Consider the following 19438-nt stretch of genomic DNA (forward strand, 5'->3'; position numbering starts at 1 on the left):
AGAAAATTTAGCTTTTATTCACTTCAAAGTTGAATCTGCTTGTAGCACAGTATATTTTAAGAGGTTAGATTGTTTATATTTATTACGTTAATAGCACTGTTTTTTCTTTTACCTCTGAGTTTATTAAGTAAAACGACCAGACTTTCCGTATCAAGAATAGATGTTTTTTTATTAAATTTATTATTATTTTTATTTGTTTTTATTTTCATTTTTTCTATTTTTGTAGATCTACAGGGGGGAATTAACGATTATTTTCCGGGAATATTTATTAATGACGCTCATCGCTATTTATTAGAAACAAGATTGTTTCTTGCTAATCCATTAGAGGTTAACGAGTTGATTGGAAGCTATAGAGATTATAATGTTACCCCAAAAATGGGATTGTCGTCTTTATTAGCTAACTTAAACATATTTAAAGTAAAGGATAAATACTTTATTTATGCTGAGTTATTGTGTGTTTCATTTTTATTATGCTGTCTAAATTACATGTTTTTGAAGAAATTAGCTACTATATTTAATTTCAATAATAGTTGGCGTTTTGTTATAGCATTTAGTATTTTTGTATGTTTCCCATTGGAGTTTTACTGGAAAACAAGATTTCTTAGAGAAGTGATCGTTCACACCTTGTTGTTAGGTTCTATACTACTTTTAATCCTTTCTTGTTATTCAAATGAGCGTTTCTTTTCTATTTTCATATTATATTGCTTATTCATTCTAATGTTTAGAGCACAGTTGTTCTTATTAGTTTTTCTATTTGCAATGATTTTCTATAAAGCATTAGATAAAAAGAAAATGATAATTTTATTAAGTATTTCCCTCTTTACGTTTGTTCAAATAATACTTGCATCAGGTGTTTCTATATTCAAACCATTACTAATATTTGTAGATTTAACTTTAATATATTCAATTTTTGAATTTCTTGAAGATAAAGTATCTATCTTATATTTTGTATTAGTTTTTTGCTCTTTATTGTTTTCAAGGGGGAAACGAGCTTATAACAGTTATTTTCCTTCATTTAAGCTATTTATAACTATATTTATATCTATATTTACATTTATATTGATGACTATGGATTCAATTCGTTTCTTTTATCCTGTTATGCTTATGTCTTTAGTATTATTGTTTTTCGCTTTTATATCAAAGAAAATAAAAAAAGATTTTATTTAATTATTAATGAAATTACATTTCACAATAAAGCAAACTCAAGGCTGAATATTAGACATTGTTATTATGCAGTTGTATACGCTCTAGGATTGAATCTAGCTATTTATATTTAAGAGAGGAAGTATGAAGATTACCCATGTAATCACCGGTTTAAATGATGGTGGGGCTGAAGCCGCTTTATTCCATTTGTGTAAAGCAAATAAAGAAAATGAACATCATGTTATATCTTTAATGGGCAATGGTAAATATGGTGAATTGCTAAGAACTGAAGGTTTTCTGGTTGATACATTAAATATGCCTCAAGGCAAAGTAACATTACATGGTCTTATTAAATTATTTAAATTAATGCGCATTAAAAAACCTGATGTAGTACAAACTTGGATGTATCATGCTGATTTAGTTGGCGGAGTTATTGCTCGCTTAGTCGGCATAAAAAATATTAACTGGGGTGTACATCACTCTAATTTGACTCCTGGCGACTCAAAAAAAACAACTATTTATATTGCGCGTTTATGTAGTTTATTGAGTTTTTTTATACCCAAAAATATAATCTTCTGCGCTGAAAAATCTGCCCAAGTCCATAAAAAAATAGGTTATTGTAGCTCGAAATTAAAAGTAATAAATAATGGCTATGATCTAAAGGTATTTAATATTGTAGAGGGTGCAAAAAAATCAATTAGAGAGGAGTTTGACCTTTCTCAAGATACTGTTTTATTAGGTATGGTTAGTCGTTTTCACCCATTTAAAGATCATGAAAATTTAACAAAATCTTTAGGGTTATTGAAAAAGAAAGGTTATAAGTTTAAGTGCTTATTAGTAGGTGCAAATATTACAAGTGAAAATGTAACTTTACAATCGTGGATTGAAGAAAGTGATATAACGAATGAGGTGATTTTAACTGGTAGCAGGAATGATATCCCTACTATTATGAATGGACTTGATATTCATTTATTATCTAGTTCTAGTGAAGCATTTCCAAATGTTATTAATGAGGCTATGGCGTGTGGCGTACCTTGTATCACTACGGATGTTGGTGATGCAGCTATTATTGTTGGTGCTACAGGTTGGGTTGTCCCTATAAAAGATCCTAATGAATTTGCCCTTGGTATAGTAAAAGCGATAGATGAGAGGGGAGCAACTTTTGATTTGTGGCAGAAAAGAAAAGAAGCAGCTCGAACTAGGATCGTTGATAATTATAGTATCGAAGTAATGGTAAAAAAATATAATGAAGTATGGTTTGATAAAATATGAAAATTACAGTTATAGGGTCTCTTACTTCTTCTTTATATAATTTTAGGGGGCAACTGCTTGAGGGCTTTAAAGATGCTAATTTAGAGGTGAATGCTCTAGCTTCTGGTGCCTCAAATGATGATATAAAAGCAGTAGAGGCTTTAGGTGCTGTTTATATCAATTATCCTGTTAGTCGCAGTGGCTTAAGTCCGGCTCAAGATTTTAGAACTTTTGTGGTGCTGCGTAATATATTTAAAAAGCAGCAACCAGATGTGATTTTAGCTTATACAGTTAAGCCCATTATTTGGGGGGCCTTTGCTGCACGAACGGTTCCTAGCTGTCGATTTTATGCGTTAGTAACTGGCTTGGGCTTTGCGTTTCAAAAAGGAAACTGGAAAAAAAATCTGTTAATGAAGTTGGTTATCTTTTTATATAAAACAGCATTAAAAAGAGTAGATAAAGTTATTTTCCAAAACCCAGATAATAAACAGGTCTTTATTGATTTAGGCATAGTGCCTGAACACAAAACGGCTGTCGTAAATGGTTCTGGTGTTGATATAAGTCATTTTAAAGTTAAACCTTTACCATCTACCCCTACATTTTTACTTATTGCTCGATTATTGGGCGATAAAGGTATCCATGAATATATTGCCGCAGCAAATAAAGTAAAACAACTTTACCCTGAAGCTGTGTTTCAATTAGTTGGCCCAGAAGATCCTTCCCCAGACGGAATTTCATTACACGAGTTATCACAATTGAACAGTGATAAAGCCGTTGATTACTTTGGTGCAACTAATGATGTTCGGCCTTATATAGAATGTTGTAATATTTTTGTATTACCTTCGTATCACGAGGGGCTACCAAGAACAGTGCTTGAAGCTATGGCTACAGGGCGGCCTATATTAACAACCGATGTACCAGGTTGTCGTGAAACCGTTATTAATGGTCAAAATGGTTGGTTAGTTGAAAAAGCTAATGTAGAGCAATTAGCTGAAAAAATGATCTGGTTTATTGAGAATCCGCAGGAGTGGCAACGAATGGCTGAGGCTAGCAGAGCTATAGTTGAAGATAAATTTGATGTGCATAAGGTCAATAAAAAATTAATGAACATTATGGAACTTAATTAATGAAACGTCTCTTTGATTTTATAGTTGCTCTTTGCGCATTACTTACTTTATTACCAGTAATAATCGTTGTTGCGACACTTATCCGTTTTAAATTAGGTTCGCCTATATTATTCACTCAAAATCGCCCTGGTTTAAATGGCGATATTTTTAAAATGATGAAGTTTAGAACCATGTTAGATGCTAAAGATAAACAGGGAAATTTATTACCTGATGATCAGCGTATGACTAAGTTTGGCTCATTTTTACGCTCAACTAGCTTAGATGAATTACCAGGGCTATTTAATGTATTGAAGGGGGATATGAGTTTGGTAGGGCCAAGGCCTTTGCTTGTACAATACTTGCCTTTATACAACAAAGAACAAGCTCGTAGGCATAATGTGCGCCCAGGCATTACTGGTTGGGCCCAAGTTAATGGTCGAAATGCTATTAGCTGGGAACAAAAATTTGAGCTTGATGTTTGGTATGTGAATAATCAAAGCATGTGGTTAGATTTAAAAATTTTGTTGTTAACAGTAAAAAAGGTATTTATTCGCGATGGCATTAATGCTGATGGACATGTCACAATAGAGCCATTTAAGGGCTCTAATAATGATTAAAAAGCTCGCTATAGTAGGTGCAAGCGGTCATGGTAAGGTTGTTGCTGATATTGCTGAACAACTTGGTTTTACTGTTAGCTTTTACGATGATGCTTATCCTAAAAAAAAGCATATTGAGCATTGGCCAATTAAGGGAACTTGCGCTGACTTAATAGCCCTTAATAATTCAACTTTAACGCCCAGTAATGACGTTGTAGTTGCTATTGGTAATAACGATATTCGCCAACAAAAAATAAAGTTATTACAACAAAATGGCTTTAACTTGGCTACCTTAACTCACCCAACAGCAGTTATAAGTCAATATTCTAAGATAGCGCCGGGCACAGTGATTTTTGCAGGCGCTATTATTAACGCTTTTGCGAACATTGGTGTTGGGTGTATTATAAATACAGCTGCAGTTATTGAACATGATTGCAGTATTGGTGATTTTAGCCATATTTGCCCTAATGTAGTTTTAGCCGGTGGAGTATCTGTTGGTACAAAAAGCTGGGTTGGTATAGGTAGCCAAGTAAAACAATTAATAACGATTGGCGATAATTGTTTAATAGGCGCAGGTAGTACAGTTGTAAAAAATATGCCTAGCAACATAACAGCATTTGGCTCTCCCGCTGTCGTAATAAAAAGTCACTAAAAATACTTTGTATGATTTTTTCTATACAGAATAAATAGGAATACCATGTTAAATACCCCATTTTCTCCTTGGCCTAGCTTCACTCAACAAGAGGCCGATGCCGTAAGCCGTGTTGTTCTTTCAAATAAAGTTAATTACTGGACGGGTACTGAAGGCCGCGAGTTTGAAAAAGAATTTGCTACTTGGGCTGATAGTGAATATGCAGTTGCCCTAGGTAACGGTACATTAGCGCTCGACATAGCCCTAAAAGCGCTCGGTGTAGGCGCTGGCGATGAAGTAATAACCACACCTCGTACTTTTTTAGCGTCGGCATCAAGTATTGTAACTGCTGGAGCAGCGCCTGTATTTGCAGATGTTGACTTAAATAGTCAAGCTATCACGACAGAGTCAATAAAAGCGGTATTAACACCTAAAACTAAAGCGGTTATTGTGGTGCATTTGGCGGGAATGCCTGCGGAAATGGACGACATAATGGCATTGAGTAAAGAGCATGGCTTTTATGTAATTGAAGACTGTGCACAAGCGCATGGTGCCAAATACAAAGGCCGCTCGGTAGGCAGCATAGGCCATATTGGTGCATGGAGCTTTTGCCAAGATAAAATTATGACTACAGGTGGTGAGGGTGGCATGGTTACAACTAACTCAAAAGAGTTGTGGTCTGCTATGTGGAGTTATAAAGATCATGGCAAGAGTTTTGATGCTATTTACAATCGTGAGCATCCACCTGGCTTTAGGTGGTTACATGAAAGCTTTGGCACAAACTGGCGCATGACTGAAATGCAAGCTGTTATAGGCAGAATACAGTTAACACGAATGGATGATTGGACAGCAAAACGCCAAGCTTATGGAGCATTATTAGATCAGGCAGCAAAAGGTTTCAGCTGTATTCGCTTAGTTGAAGTACCTGACTATACTAAACATGCTGAATATAAACATTACATGTTTGTTAAACCTCAGCAATTAGCTGATGGTTGGAGCCGCGATCGCATAGTTAATGAAATTGTTGAACGTGGCGTTCCTTGTTTTCAGGGGAGTTGCTCTGAGGTTTATCTTGAAAAAGCGTTTGATAATACAGCATGGCGACCAAGTAAGCGTTTACCTAATGCGGTTGAGCTGGGTGAAACATCAATTATGTTTTTAGTTCACCCCACACTGACCGAAACCGAAATGGCTAAAACGGCACAAGTAATAAAAGAAGTATTTGAGCTTGCATCTAAATAGCAATAACAGTTTCAGGTGTAGTTTTTTGTACTTATGATATTAAATAAATTTTGTATAGCTCTAGAGCCTAGAGTCTTGTATTAAAGGAACTTGTTTTGGATAGTATTATCCGTTCTATTATTAACGCCTCACGTGCAAAGAAACGAATAATTACGTTATGTATTGATTCGCTTTTTATTATGTTAGCTTTTTGGTTGGCGCTTATTGTAAGGCTCGACAGCTTAGAGCCTCTTAAAAGTATAAATAATTGGTTGTTGCTAGCATTACTTATTCCCACAAGTCTGAGTGCATTTATTAAGTTAGGTTTATACCGCGCTGTACTCAGGTATATGAACTCACAGGCTTTATGGGCAATTATATTAGGCACATTAATAACGACTATAAGCTTAGTGTTGCTGGCTTTTTTTACTGGTGTAAACATACCTAGAACTATGCCGTTTATATTTGCTTGGTTATGCTTGCTTACAGTCGGTGGTTCACGGATTTTAGTGAGGGCCATTATTGGTAAAATAATGACGAATAATAAAGAGTCAGTCATTATATATGGAGCAGGATCGGCAGGCCGGCAGCTAGCTACTGGTTTAAATGCAGGCCCTGAGTATTTTGTAAGTGCTTTTATAGATGATGATACTGCAAAGCATGGCTCTATTGTACAAGGTATCCCTGTCATTGCTTTTAAAGATGTTCAGGAACTAATTGAAAAGCGCAATGCCACTAAAGTGCTTTTAGCTATACCTAGTGTCTCTAGAGCAAGGCGAAAAGAAGTATTGGCCCAATTAGAGCCGCTTTCAATTAAGGTGTTATCTGTACCTGGAATGGCCGATGTTATTGAGGGCAAAGCACAACTTTCTGAATTTAGAGAAGTTGAAATTGAGGATTTATTAGGCCGAGACCCTGTAACTCCTAAAACCGATTTAATGGCGGCTAATATTACCAATAAAGTCGTTATGGTTACAGGCGCTGGTGGTTCTATAGGCTCTGAGTTGTGCAGACAAATTATTAAACAAAATCCTGTAAAAATAATTTTATTTGAACGCAGTGAAATTGCTCTATATTCAATAGAAAAAGAATTGTGTGAATATGTTACTCATAATCAACTTTCAATAGAATTAATTCCTATTATGGGTTCCGTGCAGCGTATTAACCGACTTGAAACTGTGATGGTGGCTTTTGGTGTTCACACGGTTTATCACGCCGCTGCTTACAAGCATGTACCACTTGTTGAGCACAACGTAGTTGAAGGGGTGCGTAATAATGTATTTGGTACTTATTATGCGGCAAAGGCAGCGGTAAATGCCAAAGTAGAAACCTTTGTACTTATATCTACCGACAAAGCCGTTCGCCCTACCAATGTTATGGGGGCAACCAAGCGAATGGCTGAACTTGTTTTACAGGGGTTAGCTCAAGAACAAGGTGCTAAGCATAATACGCGCTTTTGCATGGTGCGCTTTGGTAACGTACTAGGTTCAAGTGGCTCTGTTGTACCTTTATTTAGACGTCAAATAAAAGAGGGTGGCCCAATAACATTAACTCACCCAGACATAACTCGTTTTTTTATGACCATACCTGAAGCCGCGCAGCTTGTTATACAAGCAGGCGCTATGGGTAAAGGGGGCGATGTATTTGTGCTCGATATGGGTGACTCGGTTAAAATTAAAGATTTAGCGACTAAAATGGTCAGGCTATCTGGCTTTGAAATTAAAAGTGAATCTAATCCGCATGGCGATATCGAAATACTTTGTACAGGGTTACGCCCAGGTGAAAAACTCTTCGAAGAGCTATTAATAGGGGATAACGTAGGGCAAACAACTCATGAACGAATTATGACTGCAAATGAAGTGATGTTACCGCTTAGTGAGCTTAATGTGTTTATAGACGCGCTAGATACAGCTTGTCATAATTTTGATCATGAAAAGATTCGTCAATTACTTCTCGATGCGCCAACTAGCTTTAACCCTACAGATGGGATTTGTGACTTAGTATGGAATGCTAGACATGAAAATTTTAAAGAGCATAACAGTGGCTGCAATGTAGTTAACTTACCTAAAACTGGTAAAGGCGCTATGCTTTAATAATTTATCAGTTAGTTATATCAAAACACCGAGTTAGCAACTCGGTGTTTTACTTTGTGTAATATTATGCACCTATAATTTATTCTTACCTTTAGCTGATTCAGGCTGTATATATTTAGCTATGCTACTTTTGTAAGCAAATATACTCACTTATATTAAAGGACTACCTGTGAAAGCTGTAATTCCTGTTGCCGGTTTAGGCACCCGTATGTTGCCAATGACTAAGGCAATCCCTAAAGAAATGCTCCCCTTGGTTGATAAACCGCTTATTCAATACATTGTAAATGAATGTGTAGCTGCGGGTATTAAAGAAATTGTACTCGTAACACATAGCTCTAAAAATGCCATTGAAAACCACTTTGATACCAGTTTTGAACTAGAGGCCACGCTAGAAAAGCGGGTTAAGCGCGCTTTACTTGAAGAAGTACGCTCTATTTGCCCTGCAGATGTGACTATTATGCATGTGCGCCAAGGTGAAGCTAAAGGCTTAGGACACGCTATTTTATGCGCCAAGCCAATTGTGGGTGATGACGACTTTGTAGTGGTGCTACCTGATGTAATCCTCGATGCTTATACGGCAGATCAAAAAACTGAAAATTTAGCGGCGATGATTGCTCGTTTCGAGCAAACGAAAGCCAGTCAAATTATGCTAGAACCGGTTGCTATTGAAGATGTAAGCAAATACGGTATTGCTGATATTAATGGTGTAAAGCTAACTGCTGGTGAAAGTGCAGTAATTAAAAGAATGGTTGAAAAACCAGCCGCAGATGTTGCTCCTTCAAACCTAGCCGTTGTTGGTCGTTATGTTTTAAGTAAAAATATTTGGCCATTACTCGCTAAAACCCATGTAGGCGCAGGCGGTGAAATACAGCTTACAGACGCGATTGATGCATTATTGGCTATTGATACGGTAGAAGCGTTTCATATGAGTGGCCGCTCACACGACTGTGGCGATAAGCTCGGTTATTTAAAAGCGATTGTAGAATACAGCATGCGAGATAAGAGCTTAGGCGATGAGTTTACTGAGCATATGAAAAAGTTGGTTAAAGGGTAACGGGCGACGGGCATCGGGTAACGAGCTATGAGCGACGGGGTATGGGCATCGAGCCTAGAACCTCGAATTAACCAGTTGGGCTAATGGTTTTATTTTCTCATTTACTCCTCATTCACTTCTCTTTGTGAATAAGATCTTAAAATATTTATGCGCAAAGAGTTTAAGAGACGCTGCGCTTTTAGAGGAAGTTACGGGCTGCGAGCTTCGGGTTACGGGCGACGAGCTTCGGGCCTCGAACCTAATTCCTAGAACCTAAAATCTTCATGAAGGCGTTGCCAATGAGTTTTAAGTTGTTGTTTATGTGCTTTACTCATTGGTAAATTCTTAATCGCATCTGGCCATTGTGTACGCGCTTTATTAATTACATCATCTAAATGAGGTTTTATAGCTCGCCAAGGAGTGTCTGCTTTTTTAGACCAGTATTCAAAATGTTTATAAGAGATATCGTACCATGCTTTTGTTTTCGCGAGGTTGAGTGCAAAATGTTGCTCATTTGCAATGTAAACACTGGTTGTAACTATATCATAAGCAGGTGATAGCCTTGGCGTTGTTCTATCTGAATATAATAAACTCCAATTTTTTAGGTGAGCGTCACCATTAGCTAGCAGAATATTAGCAAGTAAACGTCTTGCTAGCTGTTGCACATCAGCGAGTCCATCCTCTGAAAACTGATATAAGATCCTTGCTATTTGCTCATAGTTTCCTGAATTGTATTTATCGTGTGGGTACTTAACGAGTACTTGTGCAAAATCTTCCATGTGAATTCGTTGATTGCTTTGCCTATCGAATCGCTTTATTGCAAACGCTAGTTTTTCATTAGGTAAATTAATTTGAGGTAAATTATCTAATTGTTCAATATTAACTAGTTTTATATCCGGAATATCAACACCTACCATTGACGCTAAAGTCATAGATGTAAACTCATTAGTAGGCACATCTTTATGTTTAGTTGAGGGGGTTTTTATGATCCAATCACCCAACACATTATCACGTGCTAAATTATATCGGCCGTCTTTTTCTTTCATAGAAAATTTCATTTGGACACCAGCCAAAGAAAATTTATTCTCTTGATTTAACTTGTCAAAATTCACCGCAGTTACTTGGCCATGACTATTAAATAGGCTAATTGGAACATCCTCAGGCTTCATTGGTTCAGCAACTAAAGCACCTGGTAAGTCCATTCCGAGGTACGAAAGGATGTGAAACTCATTATCTACATGAGTTTTAAGGCCTTGAGCTATTAGTTCGCGTAATGAACCTTCTGGTAGTAGGTTTGATAGTATGGGGTGAACGCGTTGGTTTGTTACCCAAGGTTCTGACATCATTTTTTCAGCTCGTGGGAAGTTTGGATGTGTAGTTAAGCTAAATGTTGGCCTCGTTTTATTTAAACGAAAGCTTTCATCGAAGTGGAATATGTTTAAGCCATTTTTACCCCCAGCAAGAAAGCCTACTACATGGCCATGCAGTGTTAACTTTAAAACATTAATTTCCATGTTCATCCTCATCCTCTAGTAATCCTTTCCATGGATCTTCAGATACAGTTATTTTTTGTAGGCTTTGATTAGGCTTTTGATGTTCGGTTGGTATGTTGCCATCACTGTTTTTGAGGGCAGCTAATACCACACTCATTTTTTCTTTCGGTATTAACATTATTTCACTATTAAGCCCTTGAGCTACTAATGTTAGCGTATCTAATCTGGGATTGCCTTTTGCTTCAAGTCGCTGGTATTGTTGCCTAGAAATACCAATGCGCATGGGCATTTCATTTTGTTTTATTTTTAGAGCAAGACGACGGTTTTTTATTTGCTGTAGAAGGTTCATTTAAGGAAACTAATAAGTTGCTTTTTAAATTTATAGAAACATATTAGTTGCTATTGTTGTTTTTAGCAACTTAAGTGTTGCTATTTTATACTGTACTCGGGTTACGGGCTTCGGGCGACGAGCTGTGGGCAGCGGGGAGCGAGTTACGAGCCTCGAACCTCGAATTAACCAGTTGGGCTAATGGTTTTATGTTCTCATTTACTCCTCATTCACTTCTCTTTGTGAATAAGATCTTAAAATATTTATGCACAAAGAGTTTAAGAAACGCTGCGCTTTTAGAGGAAGTTACGGGCTGCGAGCTGCGGGCGACGAGCCTAGAGCTAAACACCGAACCTCAAGCCTAGAACCTAAAATCGACGCGGGGTGAACCCGCTGCTACATACATAAAAAAGTCTTGCGATATTAGCCGCAAGGTTTTTAAATACCCCGAACCCCGAACCCCGAACCCCGCAATTAAGCTATTAGTTTCTCCGCAAGGTTGAGTTCCATTGTTGCTTTTAATAAACGGTATAAGTTAATTGATGCGTCTATTTCTTCTTTACGGTTGGTTAAGCTTTCAATATTTAAACCCAGTGGTACACCTAAGTGGGCACAGCTTTTTAAAATTGAGTCGAGGTTTTCGCGACAAATACGCACCGATTCGCTTAATGTATTTTCCGAATCAAGCATGCGCCATTTAGTTGCCTCTGGCACTGAGATACCTAGCCACTGCATAAACTCCAATGTTTTTTCACCACCACAAGGCGTAAAGGTCAATATAATCCGATTAGGTGTCAGGCCTTGTGCTTTGCATGTGCGCGCATAACTGGTTATTAAATCTATGGTTGCTTGTGCGTTGTACACGGCTTGAGAGATAAAAAACTGGCACCCTTGTGCTGTTTTTTCTATTAAGCGTTGGTGCTCGTTGCGCTTATTGGCATGGCGCTCAGCAATGGTTACACCACCTAAAAAGAAATCTTCTGACTGCTCTGCCAGAGTTTTGTAGGCATTCGGTAAGCTTAGCTTTATATCACCTGCTGATGATGGGCTGCCCACTAGCACCACGTTTTTTAAATCGTAGTCATTTTTAGTTTCATCTAACCACGCTTTAAACTCACTCACACCGCGCTGAGCTACACTTTTATAAGTAATTACATCAAGATCAGATAAGCCTCGTAAGAGTTGACTGTACTCGCGCGGATCAACTGTTTGCTTAAATGCAAATGGACGCGCTTGCTCTGTACGGCTGCTTTCATCTTGAATGTCATAAATAATTACGCCGTCATATTCAATTTCGTGTAAACGGCCTAATAACTTTTCGGCAATGATTTTTAATTGCGCTTTATCAGTCCCAATTTTTGGCGGTGTTGTGCCAATTAGGTAAACACCTTGGTTGGTGTCCTGTATTTTTTCTTGAAGTGATAAAGCCATAATCCCCATTCCAGCTTAATTTGTGATGATGGATTTAATATAGCAGCCATTTAGACGTCTAGATAGATTTATTTGTTGAAAGTTTCTCAACTAACGTGAATTATTTTCATAGTTAAATTAAATAACTGACACAGTTGTTTACATAATTAATAGGCTTAGGGCTCTTATATTTAATTACTTTACGGCATACTTAGTTTGGTAAATGTTTTAAAAATTGCTCAATTTAAAAAGGGATAACAATGAAATTTAAATTATTGGCAACTAGCCTAGCGGTATCGCTGGCCTTAACCGGTTGTGCTATGCAGCAAAGTCAAAACACGCAAACAGCAGCCCAACAAGAACAAGTTAATAAAGCAGATGAGCGTGTTTTTTCACAAGATTACCTAATAGAAGAGCTAGATAACGGCTTGCGCGTTATGGTAGTTAAAACCGATTACCCAGATGTAGTATCGCTACAAATACCTGTATCTGTTGGCTCGCGTAATGAAGTGGAAGCGGGTAAAACTGGTTTTGCTCACTTTTTTGAACACATGATGTTTAAAGGCTCTGAAAAGTTTCCGCAAGATGTGTATTCAGATATTCTAAAAAATTCAGGGGTTGATAACCGCGCCTACACAACTAACGATTACACTAACTACCACTTAAATTTTTCAAAGCAACATCTTGATAAAGTACTTGAGATTGAAGCTGATATTTTTCAAAACTTAAGCTACACCGAAGAACAATTTAGAACGGAAGCGCTAACGGTTAAAGGCGAGTACTTAAAAAATAACGCCAGTCCAATTCGTAAATTATTAAGTGCGGTACGCCAAGAAGCGTTCGAAAAACATACCTATAAACACACTACAATGGGCTTTTTTGAAGATATTGAAGCCATGCCAGATCAAATGGCCTACGGTAAAGAGTTTTTTGCTAAGTTTTATAAGCCTGAATATGTATCGCTTGTGATTGTTGGTGATGTTGAGCCAAAAGAGACCATGGCGATGGTTAAAAAACATTGGGGTAACTGGCAAAAAGGCGACTATGTTGCTGATATTCCTAAAGAGCCAACTCAGCAAGCGCCAAAATATGTGCATGAGCAAAACGAGGGATTACCTGGCCATTGGTTACTTGTGTCGTATAAAGGCGCTGCATGGGAGCCTCAGAAAAAAGACAGAGCCGCATTAGATTTACTGTCGCAGCTTTACTTTTCGAGCAATTCAGATATTTACCAAGAGCTGGTAGTAGAAAAGCAAATAGCGAGTCAAATGTTTACCTATAACCCAGAGACTAAAGATCCAGGGTTACTGCATGTATTTGTAAAAGTTGAAAATGCCGATGATTTAGCCACAGTGCGTGATGCTATAAACCGTACCTATGCCAAAGCGCGTACTGAGTTGGTTGATAGCCAAAAACTCAGCGATTTAAAGTCTAATCTTAAATACAGTTTTATAAATGGTTTAGATTCGTCGCAAGCAATTGCCTCTACACTTGCCAGCTATATGCATTTTGAGCGCGATCCTGAGGTAATTAATCAGCTGTATAAATCGGCAGACAATATCACTAGCGAAGATATTAGAGCCGTTGCAAATAAGTATTTTGTTGATAATGCCCGCACCACAATTACTATGTCAGCACTTGATAAAGCCCCTGGTTTTGAACAAGAAAGCGACTTAAATGCCTTGGTAGCAAAATATCAGCAAGTACCGAGTAAGCCAATCTTTAAAGTGCTTGATAAAACTAATAGCTCGCCGTTAATCGATATTAACTTATTATTTAATACCGGTGCCGCTGCCGATCCGCAGGGTAAAAAAGGGGTTGCAGCACTGACTGCCGCAATGCTGGCGCAAGGTGGCTCAACCTCAATGAGTTACAAAGATATTAAAAAGGCAATGTACCCGCTGGCGGGTAGTTTTGGTTATCAAATAGATAAAGAAATGCTTTCGTTCCAAGGGCGTATTCATAAAGATAATGCTGCTCAGTGGTATGCCTTAGTGAGTGAGCAGTTGCTAAACCCTGGCTTTAGAGAAGATGACTTTAAACGTCTGAAAAAAGAAATGATCGATGGCATTAAGTCGGGTTTAAAAGCCTCTAATGATGAAGAGTTGGGTAAAGAAGTGCTCTACAGCGTGCTTTATAAAGGCCACCCTTATGAAAGCTATAACTACGGTGACTTATCAGATTTAGAAGCACTGACCCTTGATGATGTTAAAGCGTTTTATAATGCTGAACTTACACAAGCTAAACTTACTGTGGGTTTAATTGGTGCCGTGCCTGAAAAACTCAAAACACAAATGTTATCTGACTTAGCGACACTTCCAAAAGGCGAACAAAGCCGCTTAACAATCCCTGATGCGCCAGTGCTTAAAGGTCATCATGCAACAATTGTTGAAAAGTCAGCGCAATCAACGGCTGTATCGTTTGGCTTTCCTATTGATACCATTCGTAGCAGCGAAGACTGGACCGCATTGTGGCTAGTACGTTCGTACTTTGGTGAGCATCGTAGTTCTAACAGTTATTTGTACGAACGTATTCGTCAAACCCGTGGTATGAATTACGGTGATTACGCCTATATTGAATACTTCCCTAGAGGTATGTTTCAAACTAAACCGGATGCAAACTTAGGGCGCTCTGAGCAAATATTCCAGGTGTGGCTGCGTCCACTGCGCTCAAATAACGATGCGCATTTTGCTACCCGTACCGCATTATTTGAGCTAGATAAGCTAATTAAAAATGGCATGACTGAGGCTGATTTTGAAGCCACACGTAACTTTTTAATTAACTTTGTGCCACAAATGGTTGCTAGTCAAAATCGCCAGTTAGGTTATGCGCTAGATAGCGAGTTTTATAACACCGATAGTTTTGTAAACTATGTAACAAACAAGCTTAAAACATTGACTGTTGACGATATAAATCGAGTGATAAAAGACAACCTACAAACTGAGAATATTCACTATGTGTTTGTTACCGGTGATGGTGAAGATATGCAAAAACGTTTAGCAACTATGCAAACCTCGCCTATGGTGTACAACACCGATAAGCCTGCCGAGTTAGTGGCTGAAGATAAGGTAATTGCTAATTATAAATTAGCAATTCCTGCAAAAAATATTGAAGTAGTGAAGGTGGATAAAGTATTTCAATAATTTAAGTTCTTAAGTTTTTAAGTACTAAAAAATGCCCCTGTGCCGTAAGCATTGGGGCATTTTTATATTTTATTAGTTACTAACTAATAGTACTGAGGCTGCACCAAGGGCAAAACTAATAACAGAGCTAATAACTAAACCAGCAATAAAACTTTTAGATGGGCTGTTATTGGCATCATTTTGGTTGTTTTCATCAAGCTTAATAAGCTCACCTTGGCGTACTTCAAATACCGCACATAAGGCCATGGTGGTTTCTTTTGAGGCTGCACCTTCTTTTTCTACTCGTTGAATGGTTCGCAAGCTTACATCGCAGGCATCGGCAAGCTGTTGTTGTGTCCAATCGAATGTGTGCCTAAGCGACTTTACCGTTGTAGGGTTTAATTGCATGTTAAAGTTTCCCTACAATTAGCTCTACGACTGTTGCAGTGGTATAGCCAAATACTGCTCCACCTAACGCGCAGCCTAGAATAAAAAAAGCCGCTTTTTTAGGATCGCTAGGAAGGCTACTTTGAACTTGCTTGGCAAGCACTTCTTGATCTTTATGTAGGGTGCATTCAAGTCGCCCTGTCAGTATATTGAGCATGTCAAATTTCACTTGGTACTGCGAGTTTTCAAAATCAAATTTGTGTGAGCTTTTTATATTAACACTGCGTCTACTGCTAACTAAGTCATCGTTAATATAGACTTCTTCTTTACCTGTGAAGTAGCTTCCAAAACAGGCTATTTGATTATCGCCATCTTGAAAGTAAAATTTATAGCCTAATTTTTTTGTATTTAATATGTCGTTTTTCATCATCGTTATCCTTGTTGAGTTGATGATGCTAATTTAGCGTTTATTATTATTTTTTACGCCGTCAGCAGTACGCCAGTGGCTATTTTGGCACATGACACACGTGCTGTCATATGTTGTTATTTACTGATTTTTATTAACTTATTTTATTTTTTCATAAATGCTTAAACCTGCCTAGCTGTCATATGACATGACTTGAAAAAAGTAATATAAACCTGAAACTTAACTGGTTATATCTAATAACCAGAACAAATAACGAAGGCATTAACACCTAGGCGGCTAAATCCGTTAGAATTAGCGGTAGGCTCTTTGTACTAACTTAAGGCATTATTATGCGTCATGAAATTTGGCAACAGCTTCGTAGCGAAGCAAATGAAGTAGTAACTCGTGAACCCCTTTTAGCGAGCCATGTGTATTCGTGTATTTTAAATCATGAGTGCTTAGGGTCGGCATTGAGTTTTATTGTTGCTAATAAACTAGCTGATGCTGTGGTTTCTGCTTTTACAATACGCGAGTTGTTTGACCAAGCATTTGTAAAGTGTGACCGGATGCTGACGTATGTTGCTCATGATATTAAAGCGGTAAAAGACCGTGACCCTGCGGCCGAAACCTACCTTACTGTGATTTTAAATTTAAAAGGGTTTCACGCGATTCAAGCACACCGTTTAGCAAACTGCTTATGGCAGCAAAACCGTAAAGAGCTTGCACGCTTTATTCAAAGCCGTACCTCAGAGGTGTTTGGGGTTGATATTCACCCTGCCTGTAAAGTAGGCCAAGGCATCATGTTTGACCATGCTACCGGTATTGTAATTGGCGAAACCGCCGTGATTGAAGATAATGTATCTATATTACAATCGGTTACATTAGGTGGTACGGGTAACGAGCAAGGCGATCGCCATCCTAAAATCAGGGCGGGCGTACTTATTGGTGCGGGCGCTAAAGTGTTGGGTAATATTGAAGTGGGCGAGGGCGCACGTATTGGTGCAGGCTCTGTGGTACTAAGCCCTGTGCCGCCTCACACAACTGCTGTTGGCGTACCTGCAAAAATTATTGGTCGTCCTGATTGTGAGTGCCCGGCAGAAAGTATGAACCAAAACTTTTTAGAGTATCCCGAGCCAGAAAACGAATCGCACACCAGTGCAATGCTTTAATTTTTGAGTACCTAGAAATGATATATAAAAGTAACCTTGTGGCTATGCTGCTCTGTTTCTCTTCAGGCGTGGCGTTAGCAAGTGGTTACTTTTTGTTTTTTAAAGATTCCACTCGTGTTTCCTCAGCGCCCAAACAAGCTGTAATCTCTTCGGCTAGTAATCAAGTCAATAATCAAACAACTACTTTGCAAGGTTTAGTGCAGGTTAATAAAGCCCAAGAGGCTGATCAACAAACTCAGCTAGCACAACATGTGGTTGAGCTTAATCAGCGGCTTGAAAAAAAATCAATCCAGCTTAAGCAGTCTCAACAACAGCTAAAGTTAAATCAATCAGAAAGTGTAGAGCTTGATGATGAGCTCGCAATACAGTTTGAACAAGAGGCTGATAATCTCGAATGGAGTTACGAGCTTGAAGTCGCGTTAACTGACTTTTTAATTATTAATGAGTTTGCAGATAGCGCTGAGCTTACAGCGCTAAAGTGTAAGCAAACAATTTGTAAGTTTGAGCTTACCATTAACCAACATGCCGTTAATTATGGAGCTAAATTATGGCGCGAGCTAAACGATAAGCTTCATCTTGAACCTTGGTGGCAGCAATTTAAACTCAGTGCATCTCAATCTAACGATGCCCGTATTGAGTTTACTGTTAGTACGCAAGGCTAGCGCTTAGCAATATGGCTAAGCTTCTACCTTTGAAATAACCTGGCCATCTACTAACTCAGTGATCAACACATCACCCACTTTTACATCTTCCACTGATTTAACCACTTTATTTTGCGCCGTTTTCGTTATGCTGTAACCGCGCGCTAATACATTAAGGGGGCTAACCGAATCAAGCCGACTCGCCTGTAAGGCAAGCGTATTATTTGCGTGTTGTAGCTGCTGCTGCATCGCTTGGTTTAGCCTTGCATGGAGTTGTGCTAACTGATAGTTTGCATTTGCTAGCTTTTTATCTGGTGATTGGCGCATTAGGCGTGGAGTTAAATTAGCTAACACGCGTTCTTGCTGGTATAAACGCTGACGCATTGCCTGTTGCAGTGCAATACTCAGCTCATCTAAGCGTTGTGATTTTTGGTTTAGCTGATTGCGCGGGTGGCATAAATTTAAGCGGTGCTGCAACTGTATGGCTAGTGCGCGTTTATCGGCAATGTCGTGTTTAAATGCATTCGCTAAACGGCTAATTAACTGATGAACCCTATTATGTAGCTCTTGTGTATTGGGGCTTACGAGCTCTGCGGCTGCAGAAGGAGTTGCTGCACGTACATCAGCAACGTAATCGCTAATCGTGGTGTCTATTTCATGGCCAACAGCGCTCACAATGGGTAGTGCGCTTTGATAAATAGCGCGAGCAAGGTGCTCATGGTTAAAGCACCATAAATCCTCTAATGAACCACCGCCGCGCCCGAGTATAATAACGTCGACCTCATTACGTAAATTTGCCAGCTCTATTTGCTTTATTAAATGGCCATACGCTTCTTTGCCTTGCACCATCGCAGGATAAATAACGACTTCTAATTGCGGTGCACGACGTTTTAGTACTGTTAAAATATCTTTAATTGCGGCGCCTGTAGGTGAGGTGATCACCCCTATGCGATTTATGTTTTGGGGTAGGGGTTTTTTATAAGCGGAGCTAAATAAGCCCTCTGCAGCCAAACGCATTTTTAGCGCGTCAAACTCTTGCTTAAGTTGCCCTTCGCCGGCAGGCTCCATATGTTCAACAATAAGCTGGTAGTCACCACGGGGTTCGTACAACGATACACGTGCTTTAACGGTTACTTGTGCACCATTTACAGGGCGGTAGCTTTGGTTGCGATTATTGCCTCGCCACATGGCGGCTTTAATTTGCGCTTTATCGTCTTTTAACGAAAAATACCAATGCCCAGAAGCAGGCGCAATAAAGTTAGAAATTTCACCAGTGAGCACTAAAGACGCAAAACCTTGTTCAAGTAAGGCACGTATTTCACGATTAAGGCGAGATACGGTATAAACCGTTTGCGAGGGCTTAGAAAACATAAAAACTACCAAAAAACATTTATAAATCTAGCTTATC

General features: G+C 38.5%; 17 protein-coding genes. 11 read left to right on the forward strand and 6 right to left on the reverse strand.

From position 1 onward, the window contains the following. Positions 1-69: 69 nt before the first annotated feature. The 8 genes from CWB78_RS10580 to galU all read left to right on the forward strand — a co-directional run bounded on the left by CWB78_RS10580 (position 70) and on the right by galU (position 9095). Positions 70-1167, forward strand: a complete 1098-nt coding sequence (locus CWB78_RS10580) for a hypothetical protein (protein WP_138595490.1) — start codon at positions 70-72, stop codon at positions 1165-1167. Positions 1168-1287: 120 nt separating this feature from the next. Then, positions 1288-2415, forward strand: a complete 1128-nt coding sequence (locus CWB78_RS10585; protein ID WP_138595492.1) for a glycosyltransferase family 4 protein — start codon at positions 1288-1290, stop codon at positions 2413-2415. Beyond that, the gene (locus CWB78_RS10590) at positions 2412-3521 is read left to right on the forward strand and encodes a glycosyltransferase family 4 protein (protein ID WP_138595494.1); all 1110 of its coding nucleotides are present in this window, start codon (positions 2412-2414) and stop codon (positions 3519-3521) included. Before CWB78_RS10585 ends, CWB78_RS10590 begins: the two co-directional genes overlap by 4 nt. Beyond that, positions 3521-4117 (forward strand): sugar transferase, encoded by a 597-nt coding sequence (locus tag CWB78_RS10595; RefSeq protein ID WP_090494810.1) that lies wholly within the window; start codon positions 3521-3523, stop codon positions 4115-4117. Before CWB78_RS10590 ends, CWB78_RS10595 begins: the two co-directional genes overlap by 1 nt. Then, a complete protein-coding gene (locus CWB78_RS10600) occupies positions 4110-4748 on the forward strand; it encodes an acetyltransferase (protein WP_138595496.1) in 639 nt (212 codons plus the stop codon). The genes CWB78_RS10595 and CWB78_RS10600 overlap by 8 nt, the downstream gene beginning before the upstream one ends. A 45-nt stretch (positions 4749-4793) precedes the next feature. Beyond that, a complete protein-coding gene (locus CWB78_RS10605) occupies positions 4794-5969 on the forward strand; it encodes a DegT/DnrJ/EryC1/StrS family aminotransferase (RefSeq protein ID WP_090494742.1) in 1176 nt (391 codons plus the stop codon). 95 nt (positions 5970-6064) lie between these two features. Further along, positions 6065-8041 carry a polysaccharide biosynthesis protein gene (locus tag CWB78_RS10610; RefSeq protein WP_138595498.1) on the forward strand — a complete coding sequence of 659 codons (1977 nt, stop codon included), beginning with the start codon at positions 6065-6067 and terminating at the stop codon, positions 8039-8041. Between the two features lie 169 nt (positions 8042-8210). Next, positions 8211-9095 carry a UTP--glucose-1-phosphate uridylyltransferase GalU gene (gene galU / locus CWB78_RS10615; RefSeq protein WP_138595500.1) on the forward strand — a complete coding sequence of 295 codons (885 nt, stop codon included), beginning with the start codon at positions 8211-8213 and terminating at the stop codon, positions 9093-9095. A gap of 245 nt (positions 9096-9340) precedes the next feature. Here galU and CWB78_RS10620 read toward each other — a convergent pair whose 3' ends face one another. From CWB78_RS10620 to CWB78_RS10630, 3 genes are all read right to left on the reverse strand, one after another. After that, positions 9341-10588: a type II toxin-antitoxin system HipA family toxin gene (locus tag CWB78_RS10620; protein ID WP_138595502.1), complete on the reverse strand. Its 1248-nt coding sequence runs from the start codon at positions 10586-10588 to the stop codon at positions 9341-9343. Then, complete coding sequence (locus CWB78_RS10625; protein ID WP_008110891.1) at positions 10578-10916, reverse strand: helix-turn-helix transcriptional regulator; 339 nt, start codon at positions 10914-10916, stop codon at positions 10578-10580. Before CWB78_RS10625 ends, CWB78_RS10620 begins: the two co-directional genes overlap by 11 nt. A 453-nt stretch (positions 10917-11369) precedes the next feature. Beyond that, positions 11370-12326, reverse strand: coding sequence for a methylenetetrahydrofolate reductase (locus CWB78_RS10630; protein WP_010387688.1), 957 nt, complete (start codon positions 12324-12326; stop codon positions 11370-11372). A 239-nt stretch (positions 12327-12565) separates the two neighbouring features. Between CWB78_RS10630 and CWB78_RS10635 the strand changes: the two genes are divergently transcribed. Beyond that, on the forward strand, positions 12566-15448 hold the full coding sequence (locus tag CWB78_RS10635; protein ID WP_138595504.1) for a M16 family metallopeptidase: 2883 nt from the start codon (positions 12566-12568) through the stop codon (positions 15446-15448). A gap of 72 nt (positions 15449-15520) precedes the next feature. Here the strand turns inward: CWB78_RS10635 and CWB78_RS10640 are convergent, their stop codons facing one another. Together CWB78_RS10640 and CWB78_RS10645 are read right to left on the reverse strand one after the other, a co-directional pair. Further along, positions 15521-15835, reverse strand: coding sequence for a helix-turn-helix transcriptional regulator (locus CWB78_RS10640; RefSeq protein WP_075169747.1), 315 nt, complete (start codon positions 15833-15835; stop codon positions 15521-15523). Position 15836: 1 nt separating this feature from the next. Beyond that, entirely contained in the window at positions 15837-16244 is a 408-nt protein-coding gene (locus CWB78_RS10645) for a hypothetical protein (protein WP_138595506.1), read from the reverse strand. Between the two features lie 326 nt (positions 16245-16570). On the opposite strand from CWB78_RS10645, the gene cysE reads away from it, so the two are divergent. Together cysE and CWB78_RS10655 are read left to right on the forward strand one after the other, a co-directional pair. After that, positions 16571-17389, forward strand: coding sequence for a serine O-acetyltransferase (cysE, locus tag CWB78_RS10650; protein WP_008110273.1), 819 nt, complete (start codon positions 16571-16573; stop codon positions 17387-17389). Positions 17390-17406: 17 nt separating this feature from the next. Next, positions 17407-18051 carry a hypothetical protein gene (locus CWB78_RS10655; protein ID WP_010387695.1) on the forward strand — a complete coding sequence of 215 codons (645 nt, stop codon included), beginning with the start codon at positions 17407-17409 and terminating at the stop codon, positions 18049-18051. A gap of 15 nt (positions 18052-18066) precedes the next feature. On the opposite strand, the gene xseA is transcribed toward CWB78_RS10655, so the two are convergent. After that, positions 18067-19401: an exodeoxyribonuclease VII large subunit gene (xseA, locus tag CWB78_RS10660; protein WP_138595508.1), complete on the reverse strand. Its 1335-nt coding sequence runs from the start codon at positions 19399-19401 to the stop codon at positions 18067-18069. Positions 19402-19438: the final 37 nt, after the last annotated feature.

This window comes from Pseudoalteromonas sp. S1612 (genome assembly GCF_005887175.1).
GTDB classification, from domain to species: Bacteria; Pseudomonadota; Gammaproteobacteria; order Enterobacterales; family Alteromonadaceae; genus Pseudoalteromonas; species Pseudoalteromonas undina.